General features: G+C 46.5%; 9 tRNA genes and 1 rRNA gene. All 10 read left to right on the forward strand.

Annotated features, from left to right (window positions below):
* Positions 1 to 240: 240 nt before the first annotated feature.
* Positions 241 to 356, forward strand: a 5S ribosomal RNA gene (gene rrf / locus E3U55_RS16975).
* Positions 357 to 363: 7 nt separating this feature from the next.
* A tRNA-Val gene (locus E3U55_RS16980) sits at positions 364 to 439 on the forward strand.
* A gap of 15 nt (positions 440 to 454) precedes the next feature.
* Positions 455 to 531: transfer RNA gene (locus E3U55_RS16985), tRNA-Thr, on the forward strand.
* A gap of 64 nt (positions 532 to 595) precedes the next feature.
* A tRNA-Lys gene (locus E3U55_RS16990) sits at positions 596 to 671 on the forward strand.
* Positions 672 to 676: 5 nt separating this feature from the next.
* A tRNA-Leu gene (locus E3U55_RS16995) sits at positions 677 to 761 on the forward strand.
* A 14-nt stretch (positions 762 to 775) separates the two neighbouring features.
* Positions 776 to 850 (forward strand) — tRNA-Gly (locus tag E3U55_RS17000).
* A gap of 12 nt (positions 851 to 862) precedes the next feature.
* Positions 863 to 951 (forward strand) — tRNA-Leu (locus E3U55_RS17005).
* 5 nt (positions 952 to 956) lie between these two features.
* A tRNA-Arg gene (locus tag E3U55_RS17010) sits at positions 957 to 1,033 on the forward strand.
* A gap of 5 nt (positions 1,034 to 1,038) precedes the next feature.
* Positions 1,039 to 1,115: transfer RNA gene (locus tag E3U55_RS17015), tRNA-Pro, on the forward strand.
* Between the two features lie 8 nt (positions 1,116 to 1,123).
* Positions 1,124 to 1,199 (forward strand) — tRNA-Ala (locus E3U55_RS17020).
* The last annotated feature ends 233 nt before the right edge of the window (positions 1,200 to 1,432 follow it).

Genomic DNA, 1,432 nt, shown 5'->3' on the forward strand with positions numbered 1-1,432 from the left:
GTGGTGACACGTGAAGCTGACGGATACTAATCGATCGAGGACTTAACTTCGAAGATGAAAAGACGTCCCGTTTTTCAGACTTTCGAGCGTTCGTATTTAGTTTTGAAGGTACTAACCTTTATTTTTGGTTTAAATTTTATCGAAAAAAAATAAAAAAAGTCCTTGCATTTTTAGTACAAGGTGAATATAATATTACTTGTCCTTGAAATTTGAAGGATTTACATAACCGAGCAAAAACGGTTCAGTGACGATAGCAGAGAGGTCACACCTGTTCCCATGCCGAACACAGAAGTTAAGCTCTCTAGCGCCGATGGTAATTGGGGTGTTTCCCCTGTGAGAGTAGGACGTCGCTGGACAATTAATGGAGGATTAGCTCAGCTGGGAGAGCACTTGCCTTACAAGCAAGGGGTCGGTGGTTCGAGCCCGCCATCCTCCACCATTTAATTAAATATTCGCCGGCCTAGCTCAATCTGGCAGAGCAACTGACTTGTAATCAGTAGGTTGGGGGTTCGAGTCCCTCGGCCGGCACCACTTTATTGAATAGATTAATAATAAAGAAGCGTAAGCTTCAAAGAATAAACTTTTAAGTTTGTTTGAGCCATTAGCTCAGTCGGTAGAGCATCTGACTTTTAATCAGAGGGTCGGAGGTTCGAATCCTCCATGGCTCACCACCTTTGCGGGTGTGGCGGAATTGGCAGACGCGCTAGACTTAGGATCTAGTGTCTTACGACGTGGGGGTTCGACTCCCTCCACCCGCACCATTAATTAAATACTTGCGGAAGTAGTTCAGTGGTAGAACACCACCTTGCCAAGGTGGGGGTCGCGGGTTCGAATCCCGTCTTCCGCTCCATTAATAAGTCCTGCCGGGGTGGCGGAATTGGCAGACGCACAGGACTTAAAATCCTGCGGTAGGTTTCTACCGTGCCGGTTCGAGTCCGGCCCTCGGCACCATCTAAGCGCCCGTAGCTCAATTGGATAGAGCGTTTGACTACGGATCAAAAGGTTAGGGGTTCGACTCCTCTCGGGCGCGCCATATTACGGGAAGTAGCTCAGCTTGGTAGAGCACTTGGTTTGGGACCAAGGGGTCGCAGGTTCGAATCCTGTCTTCCCGACCATTTAATGTGGGGCCTTAGCTCAGCTGGGAGAGCGCCTGCTTTGCACGCAGGAGGTCAGCGGTTCGATCCCGCTAGGCTCCACCATTATTTTTGATTTAACCATTGACATTCAATAGTTAAATTGTTATATTAATAAAGTCGCTGTTTTGAGGCGGCGCCAACAATTTCTTCAGTTAATAAAGATATAAAAATGTTATTGACACACAAAAGAGAAGTTGTTATGATGATTGAGTCGCTTTTTTGAGGCGACCGACATTCGAACCTTGAAAACTAAACAAAATAGCCTGTCGTCAATTCGGTAACTTTCAACGGTTGGT

Source organism: Filobacillus milosensis (assembly GCF_004402015.1).
Lineage (GTDB): Bacteria > Bacillota > Bacilli > Bacillales > Alkalibacillaceae > Filobacillus > Filobacillus milosensis.